30 protein-coding genes and 1 pseudogene are annotated in these 15,765 nt (G+C 48.5%); all 31 read right to left on the bottom strand.

Annotation, left to right across the window (positions count from 1 at the left end):
• Nucleotides 1–509 precede the first annotated feature (509 nt).
• Nucleotides 510–896, bottom strand: coding sequence for a 50S ribosomal protein L17 (rplQ, locus tag BZG84_RS07170; RefSeq protein WP_069590805.1), 387 nt, complete (start codon nucleotides 894–896; stop codon nucleotides 510–512).
• Between the two features lie 35 nt (nucleotides 897–931).
• On the bottom strand, nucleotides 932–1,921 hold the full coding sequence (locus BZG84_RS07175; RefSeq protein ID WP_077663516.1) for a DNA-directed RNA polymerase subunit alpha: 990 nt from the start codon (nucleotides 1,919–1,921) through the stop codon (nucleotides 932–934).
• A gap of 23 nt (nucleotides 1,922–1,944) precedes the next feature.
• Complete coding sequence (gene rpsD / locus BZG84_RS07180; protein ID WP_069590800.1) at nucleotides 1,945–2,565, bottom strand: 30S ribosomal protein S4; 621 nt, start codon at nucleotides 2,563–2,565, stop codon at nucleotides 1,945–1,947.
• Nucleotides 2,566–2,605: 40 nt separating this feature from the next.
• A complete protein-coding gene (gene rpsK, locus BZG84_RS07185; RefSeq protein ID WP_069590798.1) occupies nucleotides 2,606–2,995 on the bottom strand; it encodes a 30S ribosomal protein S11 in 390 nt (129 codons plus the stop codon).
• Between the two features lie 18 nt (nucleotides 2,996–3,013).
• A complete protein-coding gene (gene rpsM / locus BZG84_RS07190; protein WP_069590796.1) occupies nucleotides 3,014–3,370 on the bottom strand; it encodes a 30S ribosomal protein S13 in 357 nt (118 codons plus the stop codon).
• A 146-nt stretch (nucleotides 3,371–3,516) separates the two neighbouring features.
• Nucleotides 3,517–3,630 carry a 50S ribosomal protein L36 gene (rpmJ, locus tag BZG84_RS07195; protein ID WP_000868186.1) on the bottom strand — a complete coding sequence of 38 codons (114 nt, stop codon included), beginning with the start codon at nucleotides 3,628–3,630 and terminating at the stop codon, nucleotides 3,517–3,519.
• Nucleotides 3,631–3,657: 27 nt separating this feature from the next.
• The gene (gene secY / locus BZG84_RS07200; protein ID WP_069590794.1) at nucleotides 3,658–4,983 is read right to left on the bottom strand and encodes a preprotein translocase subunit SecY; all 1,326 of its coding nucleotides are present in this window, start codon (nucleotides 4,981–4,983) and stop codon (nucleotides 3,658–3,660) included.
• Nucleotides 4,984–5,005: 22 nt separating this feature from the next.
• Complete coding sequence (gene rplO, locus BZG84_RS07205; protein WP_077458133.1) at nucleotides 5,006–5,440, bottom strand: 50S ribosomal protein L15; 435 nt, start codon at nucleotides 5,438–5,440, stop codon at nucleotides 5,006–5,008.
• A 4-nt stretch (nucleotides 5,441–5,444) separates the two neighbouring features.
• Nucleotides 5,445–5,624, bottom strand: coding sequence for a 50S ribosomal protein L30 (rpmD, locus tag BZG84_RS07210; protein WP_069590791.1), 180 nt, complete (start codon nucleotides 5,622–5,624; stop codon nucleotides 5,445–5,447).
• A 6-nt stretch (nucleotides 5,625–5,630) separates the two neighbouring features.
• Complete coding sequence (gene rpsE, locus BZG84_RS07215) at nucleotides 5,631–6,128, bottom strand: 30S ribosomal protein S5 (RefSeq protein ID WP_077458131.1); 498 nt, start codon at nucleotides 6,126–6,128, stop codon at nucleotides 5,631–5,633.
• Between the two features lie 12 nt (nucleotides 6,129–6,140).
• Nucleotides 6,141–6,494 (bottom strand): 50S ribosomal protein L18, encoded by a 354-nt coding sequence (gene rplR / locus BZG84_RS07220; RefSeq protein ID WP_021024479.1) that lies wholly within the window; start codon nucleotides 6,492–6,494, stop codon nucleotides 6,141–6,143.
• 9 nt (nucleotides 6,495–6,503) lie between these two features.
• The gene (gene rplF / locus BZG84_RS07225; protein ID WP_077481254.1) at nucleotides 6,504–7,037 is read right to left on the bottom strand and encodes a 50S ribosomal protein L6; all 534 of its coding nucleotides are present in this window, start codon (nucleotides 7,035–7,037) and stop codon (nucleotides 6,504–6,506) included.
• 13 nt (nucleotides 7,038–7,050) lie between these two features.
• Complete coding sequence (gene rpsH / locus BZG84_RS07230; RefSeq protein ID WP_069590786.1) at nucleotides 7,051–7,443, bottom strand: 30S ribosomal protein S8; 393 nt, start codon at nucleotides 7,441–7,443, stop codon at nucleotides 7,051–7,053.
• A gap of 23 nt (nucleotides 7,444–7,466) precedes the next feature.
• Nucleotides 7,467–7,772 (bottom strand): 30S ribosomal protein S14, encoded by a 306-nt coding sequence (gene rpsN, locus BZG84_RS07235; RefSeq protein WP_069590785.1) that lies wholly within the window; start codon nucleotides 7,770–7,772, stop codon nucleotides 7,467–7,469.
• 17 nt (nucleotides 7,773–7,789) lie between these two features.
• Nucleotides 7,790–8,329, bottom strand: a complete 540-nt coding sequence (gene rplE, locus BZG84_RS07240; protein ID WP_077458125.1) for a 50S ribosomal protein L5 — start codon at nucleotides 8,327–8,329, stop codon at nucleotides 7,790–7,792.
• Between the two features lie 15 nt (nucleotides 8,330–8,344).
• Nucleotides 8,345–8,659, bottom strand: a complete 315-nt coding sequence (gene rplX, locus BZG84_RS07245) for a 50S ribosomal protein L24 (RefSeq protein WP_069590772.1) — start codon at nucleotides 8,657–8,659, stop codon at nucleotides 8,345–8,347.
• 11 nt (nucleotides 8,660–8,670) lie between these two features.
• Nucleotides 8,671–9,042, bottom strand: a complete 372-nt coding sequence (gene rplN / locus BZG84_RS07250) for a 50S ribosomal protein L14 (protein ID WP_069590770.1) — start codon at nucleotides 9,040–9,042, stop codon at nucleotides 8,671–8,673.
• 160 nt (nucleotides 9,043–9,202) lie between these two features.
• A complete protein-coding gene (gene rpsQ, locus BZG84_RS07255; protein ID WP_069590768.1) occupies nucleotides 9,203–9,457 on the bottom strand; it encodes a 30S ribosomal protein S17 in 255 nt (84 codons plus the stop codon).
• A complete protein-coding gene (gene rpmC / locus BZG84_RS07260) occupies nucleotides 9,457–9,648 on the bottom strand; it encodes a 50S ribosomal protein L29 (RefSeq protein WP_069590766.1) in 192 nt (63 codons plus the stop codon). Before rpmC ends, rpsQ begins: the two co-directional genes overlap by 1 nt.
• Nucleotides 9,648–10,058: a 50S ribosomal protein L16 gene (gene rplP / locus BZG84_RS07265; RefSeq protein ID WP_069590764.1), complete on the bottom strand. Its 411-nt coding sequence runs from the start codon at nucleotides 10,056–10,058 to the stop codon at nucleotides 9,648–9,650. The genes rpmC and rplP overlap by 1 nt, the downstream gene beginning before the upstream one ends.
• A gap of 11 nt (nucleotides 10,059–10,069) precedes the next feature.
• Nucleotides 10,070–10,759, bottom strand: coding sequence for a 30S ribosomal protein S3 (gene rpsC, locus BZG84_RS07270; protein WP_069590761.1), 690 nt, complete (start codon nucleotides 10,757–10,759; stop codon nucleotides 10,070–10,072).
• Nucleotides 10,760–10,778: 19 nt separating this feature from the next.
• On the bottom strand, nucleotides 10,779–11,111 hold the full coding sequence (gene rplV, locus BZG84_RS07275; protein ID WP_069590759.1) for a 50S ribosomal protein L22: 333 nt from the start codon (nucleotides 11,109–11,111) through the stop codon (nucleotides 10,779–10,781).
• Nucleotides 11,112–11,121: 10 nt separating this feature from the next.
• A complete protein-coding gene (gene rpsS, locus BZG84_RS07280; RefSeq protein ID WP_021024467.1) occupies nucleotides 11,122–11,400 on the bottom strand; it encodes a 30S ribosomal protein S19 in 279 nt (92 codons plus the stop codon).
• A 20-nt stretch (nucleotides 11,401–11,420) separates the two neighbouring features.
• Nucleotides 11,421–12,245, bottom strand: coding sequence for a 50S ribosomal protein L2 (rplB, locus tag BZG84_RS07285; RefSeq protein ID WP_069590757.1), 825 nt, complete (start codon nucleotides 12,243–12,245; stop codon nucleotides 11,421–11,423).
• A gap of 19 nt (nucleotides 12,246–12,264) precedes the next feature.
• Nucleotides 12,265–12,567, bottom strand: coding sequence for a 50S ribosomal protein L23 (rplW, locus tag BZG84_RS07290; RefSeq protein ID WP_069590756.1), 303 nt, complete (start codon nucleotides 12,565–12,567; stop codon nucleotides 12,265–12,267).
• Nucleotides 12,564–13,166 (bottom strand): 50S ribosomal protein L4, encoded by a 603-nt coding sequence (gene rplD / locus BZG84_RS07295; protein ID WP_069590755.1) that lies wholly within the window; start codon nucleotides 13,164–13,166, stop codon nucleotides 12,564–12,566. The genes rplW and rplD overlap by 4 nt, the downstream gene beginning before the upstream one ends.
• Nucleotides 13,167–13,182: 16 nt before the next feature.
• Entirely contained in the window at nucleotides 13,183–13,812 is a 630-nt protein-coding gene (gene rplC, locus BZG84_RS07300; protein ID WP_069590754.1) for a 50S ribosomal protein L3, read from the bottom strand.
• A gap of 13 nt (nucleotides 13,813–13,825) precedes the next feature.
• Nucleotides 13,826–14,137, bottom strand: coding sequence for a 30S ribosomal protein S10 (rpsJ, locus tag BZG84_RS07305; protein WP_002541412.1), 312 nt, complete (start codon nucleotides 14,135–14,137; stop codon nucleotides 13,826–13,828).
• A 352-nt stretch (nucleotides 14,138–14,489) separates the two neighbouring features.
• A complete protein-coding gene (gene bfr, locus BZG84_RS07310) occupies nucleotides 14,490–14,978 on the bottom strand; it encodes a bacterioferritin (RefSeq protein WP_069590751.1) in 489 nt (162 codons plus the stop codon).
• Nucleotides 14,979–15,059: 81 nt separating this feature from the next.
• Nucleotides 15,060–15,251, bottom strand: a complete 192-nt coding sequence (bfd, locus tag BZG84_RS07315; protein WP_069590747.1) for a bacterioferritin-associated ferredoxin — start codon at nucleotides 15,249–15,251, stop codon at nucleotides 15,060–15,062.
• A gap of 214 nt (nucleotides 15,252–15,465) precedes the next feature.
• Nucleotides 15,466–15,765 (bottom strand): annotated as a pseudogene (locus tag BZG84_RS07320) (hypothetical protein); the annotation flags it as partial.

The raw sequence follows: 15,765 nt of genomic DNA on the forward strand, positions 1-15,765 counted from the left end.
ATAAAAGTTGTCGTTTGGTCACTCAGTTCATCGAATAAATCTTTTTGTCTATTCTCAACGAGTGCCCACACAGATTGCATAGGTCAAATTGTTAAAGAGCGTTGACTTGCGAAGCGTTGCTTCGCTCGGTCAGGGCTGCGTATATTACTCGCCTTGCCGATGAAGTCAAGAAGAAATTTTATCTTTTTGTTGATGCCAACCGGCGAAAACAAAACCTCTTTTTGACTCCCCTAACGCGTTGTCTGCGTTAAGTAGGGCGGCATTCTATAGAAATTGTGACCCCCGTCAACACTAAATCACATCTTTTTTATCGAATGTGCTCTTTTTGGGCACTTTGCGCGAATAACCAACGAAAACAGCTAAAATGACGCTTTTAATACCTATATTAAGCTTGGTTGAAGGCATAAAAGCGGATGGGTTGCGCTAAAGGATTGACGAAGCACCTGATAGATAAAGAAAAAGCCAGGCACAAGGCCTGGCTTTTCTAGCTTATCTGCAAGAGTAAAGAATTACTCTGCAGCTTCCTCAGCTTTTTGCTCTGGGCGATCAACGAGCTCGATGTAAGCCATAGGGGCTTTATCACCTGAGCGAACACCGCATTTAAGAATGCGAGTGTAACCGCCAGCACGTGAAGCAAAACGTGGGCCGAGTTCATTGAAAAGCTTCGCTACAACTTCGTCGTTACGAGTACGAGCGAATGCAAGACGACGGTTAGCAACACTGTCGTTCTTAGCTAGGGTAATCAACGGTTCAATGACGCGACGCAGCTCTTTTGCCTTAGGCAGAGTTGTTTTGATAACTTCGTGAGTTACCAGCGAGCTAGCCATGTTGCTGAACATCGCTTTACGATGGCTGCTGTTGCGATTGAGTTGACGACCACTCTTACGATGGCGCATGACCTAATCCTTCTAACTAAATAATCAGTATCTGATTAATCTTCAGCGATTGATGCTGGCGGCCAGTTTTCTAGGCGCATGCCTAGAGACAGACCACGTGAAGCCAGCACGTCTTTAATTTCAGTCAAAGACTTCTTACCAAGGTTTGGCGTTTTCAGAAGCTCAACCTCAGTACGCTGTACCAGATCACCGATATAGTGAATCGCTTCTGCTTTCAAACAGTTGGCAGAGCGAACAGTTAGTTCAAGATCGTCTACAGGACGCAGTAGGATCGGATCGAACTCTGGCTTCTCTTCTTTCTCCTCAGGGACGCGCACGTCTCGCAGGTCAACAAACGCATCTAGCTGTTCAGCTAGGATGGTTGCTGCACGGCGAATCGCTTCCTCAGGATCCAGTGTACCGTTAGTTTCCATATCGATAACAAGCTTGTCGAGGTCAGTACGCTGTTCAACACGTGCTGCTTCAACGTTGTAAGCAATACGGTCTACTGGGCTGAACGTTGCATCAACAAGCAAGCGGCCGATTGGACGCTCGTCGTCTTCGCTGTGAATGCGCGCAGACGCTGGTACATAGCCACGACCACGTTCTACCTTGATACGCATGCTAATTTCAGCGTTTGCATCAGTCAGGTGGCAGATAACGTGTTCTGGGTTCGCAATCTCAACACCACCATCATGGGTGATGTCGCCTGCAACAACAGGGCCTGCACCAGACTTGGTCAGAGTAAGGATAACTTCATCTTTACCCTCAACCTTAACGGCTAGGCCTTTAAGGTTAAGTAGGATTTCCAGGATATCTTCCTGAACCCCTTCTTTGGTGCTGTACTCGTGCAGTACGCCGTCAATTTCAACTTCCGTCACCGCACAGCCTGGCATTGATGAAAGTAGGATACGACGTAGCGCATTCCCCAGAGTATGGCCAAAGCCACGCTCTAGAGGTTCAAGAGTTACTTTTGCGTGCGTAGAGCTGACTTGTTCGATATCAACCAGACGCGGCTTAAGAAATTCTGTTACAGAACCCTGCATTATGTCCTCTCTTTAGTTTAGCCTTACTTAGAGTAAAGCTCGACGATCAGGTGTTCGTTGATGTCAGCAGACAAATCAGAACGCTCTGGTAGGCGCTTGAATGTGCCTTCCATCTTCTTGCTGTCTACTTCGATCCAAGTTGGCAGCTCGCGCTGTGCAGCGATTTCTAGTGCTGCTTTGATGCGCGCTTGGTTCTTAGCTTTCTCGCGAATGCTAACAACGTCGTTTGCCGAAACCTTGAAAGAAGGTACGTTAACAACTTTGCCGTTAACTAGGATCGCTTTGTGGCTTACCAGCTGGCGAGCTTCGGCGCGAGTTGCACCAAATCCCATGCGGTAAACTACGTTGTCTAGGCGACCTTCAAGAAGCTGAAGCAGGTTTTCACCTGTGTTACCTTTAATACGGGCAGCATCTTTGTAGTAGTTACGGAACTGCTTTTCCATTACGCCGTAGATACGACGTACTTTTTGCTTCTCGCGAAGCTGAACGCCATAGTCAGACAGACGGCCGCGACGCTGACCGTGAACGCCTGGGACGTTATCAATTTTACACTTGGTATCAATCGCGCGTACGCCTGACTTAAGGAACAAGTCAGTACCTTCGCGACGGCTAAGCTTCAGCTTAGGACCCAAATATCTTGCCATGATCTTTCTCCAATATTCTAAGAAACAGCACTAAGCGTGATTAAACGCGGCGTTTCTTAGGTGGACGACAACCGTTGTGCGGGATCGGAGTCGCATCAACAATGTTAGTGATGCGGAAGCCCGCCGCGTTCAGGGCACGAATAGTAGATTCGCGGCCTGGACCTGGACCTTTAACCATCACTTCGAGGTTTTTCAGGCCGTATTCTTTCGCCATCTCACCACAACGCTCTGCAGCAACCTGTGCAGCATATGGAGTCGACTTACGAGAACCACGGAAACCTGAACCACCGGCAGTAGCCCATGCTAGAGCGTTGCCTTGACGGTCAGTGATCGTAACGATTGTGTTGTTGAAAGACGCATGAATGTGCGCAACGCCATCAGCAACTTGCTTGCGTACGCGTTTACGTGCGCGAGTTGGTTGTTTAGCCATAGTACTTACCTACCCCGATTATTTCTTGATCGGTTTGCGCGGACCCTTACGGGTACGTGCGTTGGTCTTCGTACGCTGACCACGAAGTGGCAAGCTGCGACGATGACGCAAACCGCGGTAACAGCCAAGGTCCATAAGACGCTTGATGTTCATGGAAATTTCACGACGTAGATCGCCTTCTACAGTGTACTTGGCTACACCGTCACGCAACTGGTCGATCTGCTCTTCTGATAGTTCACTGATCTTAGTGCTTTCAGCAATACCTGCTTCGGCTAGGATAGCCTGAGAGGTAGTTTTGCCGACACCGTAAATCGCAGTCAGTGCGATTACAGCGTGCTTTTGATCAGGAATGTTAATGCCTGCTATACGGGCCACTATTCACTCCTAGTACTTTTCAAGTAGAACCGCTGCAGAGCCCGTTGAGGATACGCAGCGGCATAACCACTTCTTTTGCACATACAAAAGGTGGGCTGGCTAATGTAGCCAGCCTGACCTCATTTTGCAAGAAAAATATTCTGCTATTAGCCTTGGCGCTGCTTGTGCTTAGGCTCACTGCAGATCACGCGAACGACACCGTTACGCTTGATCACTTTACAGTTACGGCAGATTTTCTTAACGGAAGCACGAACTTTCATTGCTAAACTCCGTAAATAGACAACCTATTAGCGGCCGTAGCCTTTAAGGTTGGCTTTTTTCAACACGGACTCATATTGTTGAGACATCAAATGAGTCTGAACTTGAGCCATAAAGTCCATGATTACGACTACTACGATAAGTAGTGATGTACCACCAAAGTAGAAGTGGACATCCCACGCAATCATCATGAACTCGGGGATCAGACAGATAAAGGTAATGTACATGGCGCCCGCGAGGGTCAAACGTGTCATCACTTTATCAATGTATTTAGCAGTCTGCTCACCCGGGCGAATACCAGGTACGAACGCTCCTGACTTCTTCAAGTTATCTGCCGTTTCACGAGGGTTAAACACCAACGCTGTATAGAAAAAGCAGAAGAAGATAATCGCCGCCGCATAAAGTATTACGTAAGCCGGTTGGCCAGGACTTAGTGCCAAAGACACGTCGGTCAGCCAGCTTGTCTGATCACCCTTACCAAACCAGTTAGCAAGTGTGCCAGGGAACAAAATAATACTTGATGCAAAGATCGCTGGGATAACCCCTGCCATGTTAATTTTCAGTGGCAAGTGCGTGCTTTGCGCTGCAAAGACACGACGACCTTGTTGGCGCTTCGCATAGTTAACGACGATACGACGTTGACCACGCTCCATGAAGACCACAAAGTAGATTACCGCCAACGCGATAACAGCAATACCTAGCAAGAGAAGCGGAGACATGTCGCCTTGACGCGCTTGCTCTATTGTCTGTCCAATTGCCGGTGGCAGACCTGCGACAATCCCGGTGAAAATAATCAGCGAGATACCATTACCAATACCGCGTTCGGTAATTTGTTCACCCAACCACATCAAGAACATGGTGCCTGTGACCAAACTGACTACCGCAGTAAAGTAAAAAGCAGGACCTGGATTAATCACCAGACCTGGCATCATACTTGGTAACCCGGTCGCAATTCCAATTGCTTGGAAGGTTGCCAACACAAGCGTGCCGTAGCGGGTGTACTGGCTTATCTTACGACGGCCAGATTCGCCCTCTTTCTTCAACTCCGCTAACGCGGGGTGAACCACTGACAGTAACTGGACAATGATCGATGCCGAGATGTACGGCATGATCCCCAGTGCCAGTATCGAAGCACGCTCAAGGGCACCACCAGAGAACATGTTTACCAAGTCAATGATGGTCCCTTGTTGCTGTTCGAACAGATCGGCAAGTACAGCAGCGTCAATACCAGGAATTGGCACAAAAGAGCCGGCACGGAATACCAATAATGCCATAGCTACAAAAAGTAGACGGCTTTTCAGCTCCGCGATCCCGCCTTTTGCACTACTGAAGTTTTGTCCTGGTTGTTTTGCCATCTGTACCTCGTCCTCGAGCTAATTATTCCTCGATTTTACCGCCTGCAGCTTCGATTGCCGCTTTAGCGCCTTTAGTGACACGAACACCTTTAACAGTCACAGCGCGAGCGATTTCACCAGACAGTACGATTTTCGCCGTACGGGTGTCTTGTGCAACAACGTTCGCTGCTTTTAGTGACTCTAGGCTTACCACGTCACCTTCAACTTTTGCTAGTTCACTTAGGCGAACTTCAGCAGAAGTTAGGCTCTTGCGCGATGTAAAACCAAATTTTGGCAGACGCTGTTTCAAAGGCATTTGACCGCCTTCGAAACCTGGGCGTACAGAACCACCTGAACGTGATTTCTGACCTTTGTGACCACGGCCACCAGTTTTACCCAGACCTGAACCAATACCACGGCCTACACGCTTAGCAGAAGGCTTTGAGCCTGCAGCCGGAGATAGAGTATTCAAACGCATGTGATTACTCCTCCACTTTAACCATGTAGTTGACTTGATTGATCATACCGCGCACGCACGGAGTATCTTCAAGTTCAACAGTGTGGTTGATGCGACGTAGGCCCAAGCCACGCAGGGTCGCTTTGTGCTTCGGCAAACGGCCGATAGCGCTACGAGTCTGTGTTACTTTAATTGTCTTAGCCATGTCGTATTACCCCAGAATTTCGTTAACAGGCATGCCACGCTTAGCAGCTACCATCTCTGGAGACTTCATACCACCCAGACCATCGATCGTTGCACGAACGATGTTGATTGGGTTGGTAGAACCGTATGCTTTGGCCAGAACGTCTTGAACGCCCGCAACCTCAAGCACAGCACGCATCGCACCACCGGCGATGATACCCGTACCTTCTGATGCTGGCTGCATGTACACTTTAGAACCAGTGTGGCGGCCTTTAACAGCGTGGTGAAGAGTACCTTCATTCAGCGCAACAGTAATCATGTTACGGCGCGCTTTTTCCATTGATTTCTGAATCGCTGCTGGTACTTCACGGGCTTTACCGTAACCGAAACCAACGCGACCGTTACCATCACCAACCACAGTCAGGGCGGTGAAGGTAAAGATGCGACCACCTTTAACCGTTTTAGAAACACGGTTTACAGCGATCAGCTTTTCATGCAAATCACTTTGTTGTTTATCGTTAGCCATCTTCCACCTACCTTAGAATTTCAGACCAGCTTCACGGGCAGCATCTGCCAGTGCAGCCACACGGCCGTGGTATTGGAAACCGGAACGGTCAAAAGCAACAGCTTCGATGCCTTTTTCCTTCGCACGCTCAGCAATGATTTTACCTACTGCTGCTGCGGCGTCTTTGTTACCGGTGCTCTTAACTTGTTCACGGATCGCTTTTTCTACGGTAGAAGCGGCGGCGATGACTTCCGCGCCGTTACCAGCGATAACCTGTGCGTACACATGACGTGGAGTACGGTGTACCACCAGGCGAGTCGCACCCATTTCCGCGATCTTGCGTCGTGCTTTGGTCGCACGACGGATACGAGATGCTTTCTTATCCATAGTGTTACCTTACTTCTTCTTAGCTTCTTTAGTACGCACAACTTCGTCAGAGTAACGAACGCCTTTGCCTTTGTAAGGCTCTGGCTTGCGGTATGCGCGGATTTCAGCAGCGACCTGGCCAACCGCTTGTTTATCAGCACCGCTGATAACAATTTCAGTTTGGCTTGGGCACTCTGCCTTAACACCTTCAGGTAGAACGTGTTCTACTGGGTGAGAGAAGCCAAGTGTCAGGTTCAGTTTGTTACCCGCAACAGTTGCACGGTAACCAACACCCTTCAGGATTAGCTTCTTGGTAAAGCCTTCTGTCACACCAACAACCATGCTGTTAACCAGTGCGCGAGCAGTACCAGCATGAGCCCATGCTTTAGCGTGCTCTACACTTGGTGCAAAGGTAATGGTGTTGTCTTCTTGGTTTACTGCCACCATATCGTGAAGCGTACGGCTTAGTTCGCCTTTGCTTCCTTTTACAGTGATGTCCTGACCGTTAAGTTTCACCTCTACGCCGGCAGGAACTACGACAGGTGCTTTTGCAACACGAGACATTTCCTACTCCTTATTAAGCTACGTAGCAGATGATTTCACCGCCCAGACCCGCTTTGCGAGCTGCGCGATCGGTCATCAAACCTTTCGAAGTTGAAACAACTGCAATACCAAGGCCACCCATCACAGAAGGTAGCTCATCTTTCTTTTTGTAGATGCGCAGACCTGGACGGCTAACACGTTGGATTTGCTCGATAACTGGTTTAGATTCGAAGTATTTCAACGTCACTTCCAGTTCAGGCTTCGCGTCGCCACTTACAGCGTACTCAGCCACATAACCTTCTGCTTTTAGTAGCTCAGCAATTGCCACTTTCAGCTTTGACGAAGGCATTTTTACAGCAACTTTTTTTGCTGCCTGACCGTTGCGAAGGCGGGTCAGCATATCCGAGATCGGATCTTGCATGCTCATAAGTCTTTACTCCCGTGATTCAATTACCAGCTTGCCTTACGCAGACCCGGAATCTCGCCTTTCATGCAAGCTTCACGAACCTTGATTCGGCTTAGGCCGAATTTGCGTAGGTAGCCATGTGGACGACCAGTCTGGTTACAGCGGTTACGCTGACGAGACTTCGCAGAATCACGCGGTAGCGACTGAAGCTTCAGGACTGCGTCCCAACGCTCTTCGTCTGACGTGTTTACATTCTTGATGATCGCACGCAGGTTATCACGCTTTTCAGCGTAACGGGCTGCGAGCTTCGCACGCTTTACATCACGTGCTTTCATGGATTTTTTAGCCATAACAGTAACCCTTCACCTTACTTACGGAATGGGAAGTTAAAGGCAGCCAGCAGAGCTCGACCTTCCTCATCAGTACCTGCAGTGGTAGTGATAGTAATATCAAGACCACGGATACGATCGACTTTATCGTAGTCAATCTCAGGGAAGATGATTTGCTCGCGAACGCCCATGCTGTAGTTACCGCGACCGTCGAACGCTTTCGGGTTCAGACCACGGAAGTCACGGATACGAGGAACTGCGATTGCGATTAGACGCTCAAAGAAGTCCCACATACGCTCGCCACGTAGGGTTACTTTACAACCAATCGGGTAGCCCTCACGGATCTTAAAGCCTGCGACTGATTTACGTGCTTTGGTGATCAGCGGCTTTTGACCAGCGATAGCGGTCATATCAGCAGCTGCATTTTCAAGCAGTTTTTTGTCGTTCAGAGCTTCGCCCACACCCATGTTAAGGGTGATCTTTTCGATCCTTGGGACTTGCATGATGCTCTTGTAGCCAAATTGCTTAGAAAGCTCAGCTACAACGGTCTCTTTGTAGTAATCATGCAGTTTCGCCATTGTACTACTCCAGAATTACTTAATAGTTTCGCCAGTCGATTTGAAAAAACGTACTTTTTTGCCGTCTTCAAATCGGAAGCCTACACGGTCACCTTTACCAGCTGCTGCGTTAAAGATTGCCACGTTTGAAACGTCAATAGCGGCTTCTTTTTCTACGATGCCACCTTGAACGCCCAGAGCCGGTACAGGCTTCTGGTGTTTCTTAACGAGGTTAATACCTTCAACGATAACTTTACCGGTCGGTAGAACCTTAGATACTTTACCTTTCTTGCCTTTGTCTTTACCGACAAGAACGATAACTTCGTCGTTACGACGGATTTTAGCTGCCATGAGATCGCTCCTTACAGAACTTCAGGCGCCAGAGACACAATCTTCATGAACTTTTCAGTACGAAGTTCGCGTGTCACAGGGCCAAAGATACGTGTGCCGACTGGTTGCTCGTTCGTGTTGTTCAACAACACGCAAGCATTACGGTCGAAGCGAATGACAGAGCCGTCTGGACGACGTACGCCTTTACGGGTGCGAACTACCACCGCCTTAAGCACATCACCTTTTTTCACTTTACCGCGTGGAATTGCTTCCTTAACGGTAACTTTGATGATGTCGCCAACATGGGCGTAACGACGGTGAGAGCCACCCAGAACCTTAATACACATTACACTGCGAGCGCCGGAGTTATCGGCTGCGTCCAGCATACTTTGCATTTGGATCATTGTTAGTGCTCCGCTGTTATTACATCTAGACCCATCTCGGGTCGGGCTGCCTTATTACAAGGGCGGCGAATAATAACACTATTTTGACCGGATGGGTAGATAAAAAAATAAACGGCCCCCCAAATGAGAGCCGTTTGACTTATATTGTTTGAAAAATCGCTTAGATGCGCGCTTTTTCAACAACGCGAACCAATGTCCAAGACTTAGTCTTAGAGATTGGACGACACTCACGAACTTCTACAGTGTCACCTTGGTTACACTCGTTAGATTCATCGTGAACGTGCAGCTTGGTCGTGCGCTTGATGTACTTACCGTAGATAGGGTGTTTCACAAAACGCTCGATAGCAACAACGATAGTCTTATCGCCTTTGTCGCTGACAACGCGACCTTGCTGAGTGCGGATGTTCTCGCTCATTATGCGCTAGCCTTCTCAGTCAATACGGTTTTAACACGTGCGATATCGCGACGAACAGCTTTAAGAGTGTGAGTTTGCTGAAGCTGGCCAGTAGCCGCTTGCATGCGCAGGTTAAACTGCTCACGCAGCAGACCCATCAGCTCTTCGTTCAGCTGCTCAACAGTCTTTTCACGTAGTTCTTGTGCTTTCATCACATCACCGCCTTAGTTACGAAAGTGGTTTTGATCGGTAGCTTACGTGAAGCCAGTTCAAACGCTTCGCGAGCCAGTGATTCAGGAACACCATCCATTTCGTACAGGACTTTACCTGGTTGGATTTGGGCAACCCAGTAATCTACTGAACCTTTACCCTTACCCATACGAACTTCCAACGGCTTACCAGTAATTGGTTTGTCTGGGAAGATACGGATCCAGATTTGACCCTGACGTTTAATGTGACGAGTCATCGCACGACGAGCCGCCTCAATTTGACGCGCAGTGATACGACCGCGACCAACAGCTTTCAGGCCATAGGTACCGAAGCTTACGTCAGTACCGTGCGCCAGACCGCGGTTACGACCTTTAAAAGTCTTGCGGAACTTAGTACGTTTTGGTTGAAGCATCGATAGACTCCTTACTTACGGCCTTTACGCTGCTTCTTCGGCTTGTCAGCCTTTTGCTCCACTTCAGCCATTCCGCCTAGAACTTCACCTTTGAAGATCCAGGTTTTAATGCCGATAACACCGTAAGTGGTGTGAGCAGAAGAAGTTGCGTAATCAATGTCAGCACGAAGTGTGTGCAGTGGCACACGGCCTTCACGGTACCACTCGGTACGAGCAATTTCAGCACCGCCTAGACGGCCGCTTACTTCTACTTTGATACCTTTGGCACCTAGACGCATTGCGTTTTGTACCGCGCGCTTCATCGCACGACGGAACATAACACGGCGCTCTAGCTGAGAAGCGATGCTGTCGCCAACAAGTTGCGCGTCCAGCTCTGGCTTACGTACTTCAGCGATGTTGATTTGCGCTGGTACACCGGCTAGTTTCGCAACATGTGCGCGTAGCTTCTCAACGTCTTCGCCTTTCTTACCGATAACCACACCAGGGCGTGCAGTGTGAATGGTCACACGGATGCTCTTGGCAGGGCGCTCGATAACGATGCGAGATACTGACGCTTTTTTCAGTTCGTTAGTCAAGAACTGACGTACCTTAAAGTCGCCGTCTAGGTTGTCAGCGAAATCTTGGTTATTAGCAAACCAAGTGGAATTCCAAGGCTTAACGATGCCTAGACGAATACCATTAGGATGTACTTTTTGACCCATTGCTTTATCTCCTCGTCTCTTAGCGGTCTGCTACAACAACAGTGATGTGGCTAGAACGCTTCAAGATGCGATCGGCACGGCCTTTTGCACGAGGCATAATACGCTTCATGATTGGGCCTTCATCAACGAAGACTTTGGCGACGCTTAGATCGTCGATATCCGCACCTTCGTTATGCTCGGCGTTTGCAATAGCAGATTCCAACACTTTCTTAACCAGATCAGCCGCTTTTTTGTTGCTGAAGGTTAGAATTTCTAGTGCTTGTGCTACGTCTTTACCGCGCACTTGATCCGCAACCAAACGTGCTTTTTGAGGCGAGATACGAGCAAAGCGATGTTTAGCAATAGCTTCCATTTCTTACCCCTTAACGCTTCTTAGCTTTCTTATCAGCAGCGTGGCCGCGATAAGTACGTGTTGGTGCAAACTCGCCCAGCTTGTGACCGATCATTTCTTCAGAAACGAAAACGGGTACATGCTGACGACCATTATGGACAGCGATGGTCAATCCGATCATCTGTGGGATGATCATTGAACGACGGGACCAAGTCTTTAAAGGCTTCTTGTCACCGCTTTCCACCGCTTTCTCTACCTTCTTCAGCAAGTGCAGGTCAATAAAAGGACCTTTCTTGAGAGAACGTGGCATGGCTTATCCTCTGATAATAATTACTTGTTACGACGACGTACGATGTACTTGTCGGTACGTTTGTTCTTACGGGTCTTGAAGCCTTTAGTTGGCATACCCCAAGGTGATACTGGGTGACGACCACCTGAGGTACGGCCTTCACCACCACCGTGTGGGTGGTCAACTGGGTTCATTGCAACACCACGTACGCTTGGACGTACGCCTTTCCAGCGTGACGCACCGGCTTTACCCAGTTCGCGTAGCATGTGCTCTGAATTACCCACTTCGCCTAGGGTCGCACGACCTTCAGCAAGAACTTTACGCATTTCACCGCTGCGCAGGCGGAGTGTGACATATGCACCGTCACGAGCAACGATCTGAGCATAAGCACCCGCAGAACGTGCAAGCTGAGCGCCTTTACCAGGTTTCAGCTCGATGTTGTGGATAGTAGAACCCACTGGGATGTTACGCATTGGCAGGGTGTTACCTACCTTGATAGCTGCATCTGCACCAGATTGGATCTGATCACCGGCTTTTAGGCCTTTAGGTGCAATGATGTAACGACGTTCACCATCCGCATAAAGTACAAGCGCGATGTTTGCACTGCGGTTTGGATCGTATTCAAGACGCTCAACTTTCGCTGGGATACCGTCTTTAGTACGTTTGAAGTCAATTACACGGTAATGATGTTTGTGACCACCACCGATATGACGCACTGTGATTCGACCGTTGTTATTACGACCACCAGACTTAGAGTTTTTCTCTAGTAGTGGTGCGTATGGCTTGCCCTTATAAAGATCTGGGTTAACCACTTTAACAAGGTGACGACGACCCGGTGAAGTCGGCTTACATTTGATAATAGCCATTTGCTGTTACTCCTCCGTCTTACTCTGCGCCGCCAACGAAGTCGATGTCCTGACCTTCTTTCAAGATAACGTACGCTTTTTTCCAATCGCTACGGCGACCTTCGCGCATACCTTGACGTTTGGTCTTACCCTTAACTACTAGGGTACGAACAGACTTAACTTCAACTTCGAACAGTTTTTCAACTGCCGCTTTGATCTCTTTCTTAGTTGCTTCTTTAGCTACTTTAAACACGATAGTGTTCGCGCTTTCAGCAGCCATAGTTGCTTTTTCAGAGATGTGCGGAGCACGCAGAACTTTTAGGATACGCTCTTCAGTGATCATGCCAGCATCTCCTCAACTTGTTTAACTGCTTCAGCAGTCATCACGACTTTGTCGAAAGCGATCAAGCTAACTGGGTCGATGGTACCTGCATCGCGTACGTCAACCTTGTACAGGTTACGTGCAGCAAGGAACAGATTCTCATCAACTTCTGCAGTTACGATCAGAGCGTCGTTCAGCTCAAGCTCTTTCAGCTTAGCGACAAGCTCTTTAGTTTTTGGTGCTTCAACAGAGAAGTTATCAACAACGATCAAACGCTCTTGACGAACTAGCTCTGACAGAATGCTCTTCAGAGCACCACGGTACATCTTTTTGTTAACTTTCTGGCTGTGGTCCTGAGGACGAGCTGCGAAAGTGACACCACCGCTGCGCCAGATTGGGCTGCGGATTGTACCTGCACGGGCGCGACCAGTACCCTTCTGACGCCATGGCTTAGCACCGCCACCAGATACGTCTGAACGAGTTTTCTGAGCGCGAGTACCTTGACGGGCACCAGCTGCGTATGCAACGACTACCTGGTGAACCAGGGCTTCGTTGAATTCACGCCCGAAGGTAGTTTCGGAAACAGTTAGCGCGTCGGCGCCTTTGACTACCAATTCCATTACTATCTCCTCGACGTTACGCTTTAACGGCTGGTTTAACGATCACGTTGCCACCTGTAGCACCTGGGACTGCACCTTTGATAAGAAGCAGATTGCGCTCAGTGTCAACACGTACGATCTCTAGGTTTTGAGTCGTTACACGCTCAGCACCCATGTGACCTGCCATTTTTTTGCCTTTGAATACGCGACCTGGAGTCTGACATTGACCGATAGAACCAGGAGCACGGTGAGACAAAGAGTTACCGTGGCTCATGTCTTGAGTACGGAAGTTCCAACGCTTAACGCCGCCTTGGAAGCCCTTACCTTTTGACGTGCCAGTAACGTCTACTTTTTTGATTTCAGCGAATAGATCAACGTTTAGCTCAGCGCCAACTTCGAACTCTTCACCATTTTCCAGACGGAATTCCCACAGACCGCGGCCCGCTTCAACACCTGCTTTCGCAAAGTGGCCAGCTTGTGCCTTGTTTACACGGTTTGCTTTCTTCGCGCCTGTAGTAACTTGAATTGCGGCATAACCGTCAACTTCAGGCTTACGCACCTGAGCAACACGGTTCGCTTCAACTTCAACTACGGTTACCGGGATAGATACGCCATCTTCGTTGAAGATACGAGTCATACCGACTTTACGACCGACTAGACCAATCATTATCTACTCCCCCTTAGCCCAGGCTGATTTGAACATCAACGCCCGCAGCAAGGTCAAGACGCATCAGAGCGTCAACAGTCTTGTCTGTTGGCTCAACGATGTCGATCAGACGTTTGTGAGTACGAATCTCGTACTGGTCACGTGCGTCTTTGTTTACGTGCGGAGAAATAAGAACGGTGAAGCGCTCTTTACGAGTAGGTAGAGGGATTGGACCCTTAACCTGTGCGCCAGTGCGCTTAGCGGTTTCAACGATTTCCGCGGTAGACTGATCGATCAAGCGATGATCGAACGCCTTTAGGCGGATACGGATACGTTGGTTCTGCATGAGACAGAGCTCCAAATTCAAAAATTTTTACACAAACAATATCGCCATTCTGCCTCACTAGAGCGAGGGAATGCCGATTAATTTATGTGAAACCGTAGTGCCAAAATTAGGCACATTGTCAGCCATTATATTATGACTGCGAACATAAGCGGAGTATACATTAAACGAACAGTTTACTGTTCCATTCCTCGATGCTCATTGGTTCACAACTGCGTCGGAAGTCCGGAGACTTAAGCAGTGCGCAGCATTATACCGATGCCGCGCCCTATTGCAAGTCTTGGTTAAAAAATAAGCCCAAACAAAAACGCACCCATGGGGTGCGTTCATCTACCGCGATAGCGTAAGCCTCGCCTTAGTCTTTATCGCTCGCATCTTCAATCATCTGCGCTTGGTTATAATTTTCGAGTCCCACTTTCTCAATCAGACCTAGCTGAGTCTCCAGCCAATCAATGTGCTCTTCCTCATCGTCGAGAATATACTGGAACAAATCTCGCGAGACGTAATCACGTATACTTTCGGTGTAGGCAATGGCTTCTTTCAAGTCTTCGTGTGCCTGCATCTCTAGCGCGAGGTCACACTCAAAAATTTCTTGCGTATCTTCGCCGATGCGTAACTTGCCTAAGTCTTGTAAGTTCGGTATCCCTTCTAAGAACAAGATGCGTTCAATCAACTTGTCCGCGTGCTTCATCTCATCGATCGACTCTTCATACTCTTTATGGGCAATAACTTTTAAGCCCCAGTCTTTGAACATACGTGCATGAAGGAAGTACTGGTTGATGGCAATAAGTTCATTGCCGAGCACGGTATTTAAAAACGCAATCGATTTTGGGTCGCCTTTCATGGCAAAAGCCTCCTTATGGGTTCTGTTTATCAACTGTAGAACCCATAAGGAGGCTGTCAAATTTTACTCAGTACTGCTGAGTTAGCTGGCTTGCTGTAATGTAATCACTTGCACCTGATCGTGAATCACCTCTTTTGCCTGACGCACACATTTACCACACTGTGAACCCAGCGGAGTGAGCCGACGCAATTCGCGAATGCTGGTCACGCCTTGTTGATTCACAAGCTGCTTAATGGTTTTATCCGATACAGCATGGCAAATACATACAAACATCATTCTCACCCTACAACATAAACTATAACGAGAATAGTTTGCATTGCGCTTCAGGTAAAGGGTTTTCATATAACAATTGATTATTTACGCAATAGCTACACAAACAAAAAGGTCGCATAAAGCCAAAGCGCCATACGGTCAACGTCTGGGGTACTGCCATAAAAAAAGGAGCGCAATGCGCTCCTTTTCAGTGGTATGTTTTTAACTCAACGCATTACGCGATGATGTTAGCAACAACACCAGCACCTACGGTACGGCCACCTTCACGGATAGCGAAACGTAGACCTTCGTCCATCGCGATTGGCGCGATCAACTCAACAACCATCTTGATGTTGTCACCAGGCATTACCATCTCAACGCCTTCTGGCAGTTCGATAGTACCGGTCACGTCAGTTGTACGGAAGTAGAACTGTGGACGGTAGCCTTTGAAGAACGGAGTATGACGGCCGCCTTCGTCTTTAGACAGTACGTATACTTCTGACTCGAACTTAGTGTGCGGGGTGATTGAACCAGG

Source organism: Salinivibrio sp. PR932, assembly GCF_001996125.1.
Classification (GTDB): Bacteria; Pseudomonadota; Gammaproteobacteria; order Enterobacterales; family Vibrionaceae; genus Salinivibrio; species Salinivibrio proteolyticus.

Bases quoted from the DNA above. Each gene is read 5' to 3' on its own strand.
- rplQ (WP_069590805.1), bottom strand. From the start codon at position 896: ATGCGCCATCGTAAGAGTGGTCGTCAACTCAATCGCAACAGCAGCCAT.
- BZG84_RS07175 (WP_077663516.1), bottom strand. From the start codon at position 1,921: ATGCAGGGTTCTGTAACAGAATTTCTTAAGCCGCGTCTGGTTGATATC.
- rpsD (WP_069590800.1), bottom strand. From the start codon at position 2,565: ATGGCAAGATATTTGGGTCCTAAGCTGAAGCTTAGCCGTCGCGAAGGT.
- rpsK (WP_069590798.1), bottom strand. From the start codon at position 2,995: ATGGCTAAACAACCAACTCGCGCACGTAAACGCGTACGCAAGCAAGTT.
- rpmJ (WP_000868186.1), bottom strand. From the start codon at position 3,630: ATGAAAGTTCGTGCTTCCGTTAAGAAAATCTGCCGTAACTGTAAAGTG.
- secY (WP_069590794.1), bottom strand. From the start codon at position 4,983: ATGGCAAAACAACCAGGACAAAACTTCAGTAGTGCAAAAGGCGGGATC.
- rplO (WP_077458133.1), bottom strand. From the start codon at position 5,440: ATGCGTTTGAATACTCTATCTCCGGCTGCAGGCTCAAAGCCTTCTGCT.
- rpmD (WP_069590791.1), bottom strand. From the start codon at position 5,624: ATGGCTAAGACAATTAAAGTAACACAGACTCGTAGCGCTATCGGCCGT.
- rpsE (WP_077458131.1), bottom strand. From the start codon at position 6,128: ATGGCTAACGATAAACAACAAAGTGATTTGCATGAAAAGCTGATCGCT.
- rplR (WP_021024479.1), bottom strand. From the start codon at position 6,494: ATGGATAAGAAAGCATCTCGTATCCGTCGTGCGACCAAAGCACGACGC.
- rplF (WP_077481254.1), bottom strand. From the start codon at position 7,037: ATGTCTCGTGTTGCAAAAGCACCTGTCGTAGTTCCTGCCGGCGTAGAG.
- rpsH (WP_069590786.1), bottom strand. From the start codon at position 7,443: ATGAGCATGCAAGATCCGATCTCGGATATGCTGACCCGCCTTCGCAAC.
- rpsN (WP_069590785.1), bottom strand. From the start codon at position 7,772: ATGGCTAAAAAATCCATGAAAGCACGTGATGTAAAGCGTGCGAAGCTC.
- rplE (WP_077458125.1), bottom strand. From the start codon at position 8,329: ATGGCGAAACTGCATGATTACTACAAAGAGACCGTTGTAGCTGAGCTT.
- rplX (WP_069590772.1), bottom strand. From the start codon at position 8,659: ATGGCAGCTAAAATCCGTCGTAACGACGAAGTTATCGTTCTTGTCGGT.
- rplN (WP_069590770.1), bottom strand. From the start codon at position 9,042: ATGATCCAAATGCAAAGTATGCTGGACGCAGCCGATAACTCCGGCGCT.
- rpsQ (WP_069590768.1), bottom strand. From the start codon at position 9,457: ATGAGCGAGAACATCCGCACTCAGCAAGGTCGCGTTGTCAGCGACAAA.
- rpmC (WP_069590766.1), bottom strand. From the start codon at position 9,648: ATGAAAGCACAAGAACTACGTGAAAAGACTGTTGAGCAGCTGAACGAA.
- rplP (WP_069590764.1), bottom strand. From the start codon at position 10,058: ATGCTTCAACCAAAACGTACTAAGTTCCGCAAGACTTTTAAAGGTCGT.
- rpsC (WP_069590761.1), bottom strand. From the start codon at position 10,759: ATGGGTCAAAAAGTACATCCTAATGGTATTCGTCTAGGCATCGTTAAG.
- rplV (WP_069590759.1), bottom strand. From the start codon at position 11,111: ATGGAAGCTATTGCTAAACATCGCTTTGCTCGTATCTCGCCTCAAAAA.
- rpsS (WP_021024467.1), bottom strand. From the start codon at position 11,400: ATGCCACGTTCTCTCAAGAAAGGTCCTTTTATTGACCTGCACTTGCTG.
- rplB (WP_069590757.1), bottom strand. From the start codon at position 12,245: ATGGCTATTATCAAATGTAAGCCGACTTCACCGGGTCGTCGTCACCTT.
- rplW (WP_069590756.1), bottom strand. From the start codon at position 12,567: ATGATCACTGAAGAGCGTATCCTAAAAGTTCTGCGTGCTCCGCACATC.
- rplD (WP_069590755.1), bottom strand. From the start codon at position 13,166: ATGGAATTGGTAGTCAAAGGCGCCGACGCGCTAACTGTTTCCGAAACT.
- rplC (WP_069590754.1), bottom strand. From the start codon at position 13,812: ATGATTGGTCTAGTCGGTCGTAAAGTCGGTATGACTCGTATCTTCAAC.
- rpsJ (WP_002541412.1), bottom strand. From the start codon at position 14,137: ATGCAGAACCAACGTATCCGTATCCGCCTAAAGGCGTTCGATCATCGC.
- bfr (WP_069590751.1), bottom strand. From the start codon at position 14,978: ATGAAAGGCGACCCAAAATCGATTGCGTTTTTAAATACCGTGCTCGGC.
- bfd (WP_069590747.1), bottom strand. From the start codon at position 15,251: ATGTTTGTATGTATTTGCCATGCTGTATCGGATAAAACCATTAAGCAG.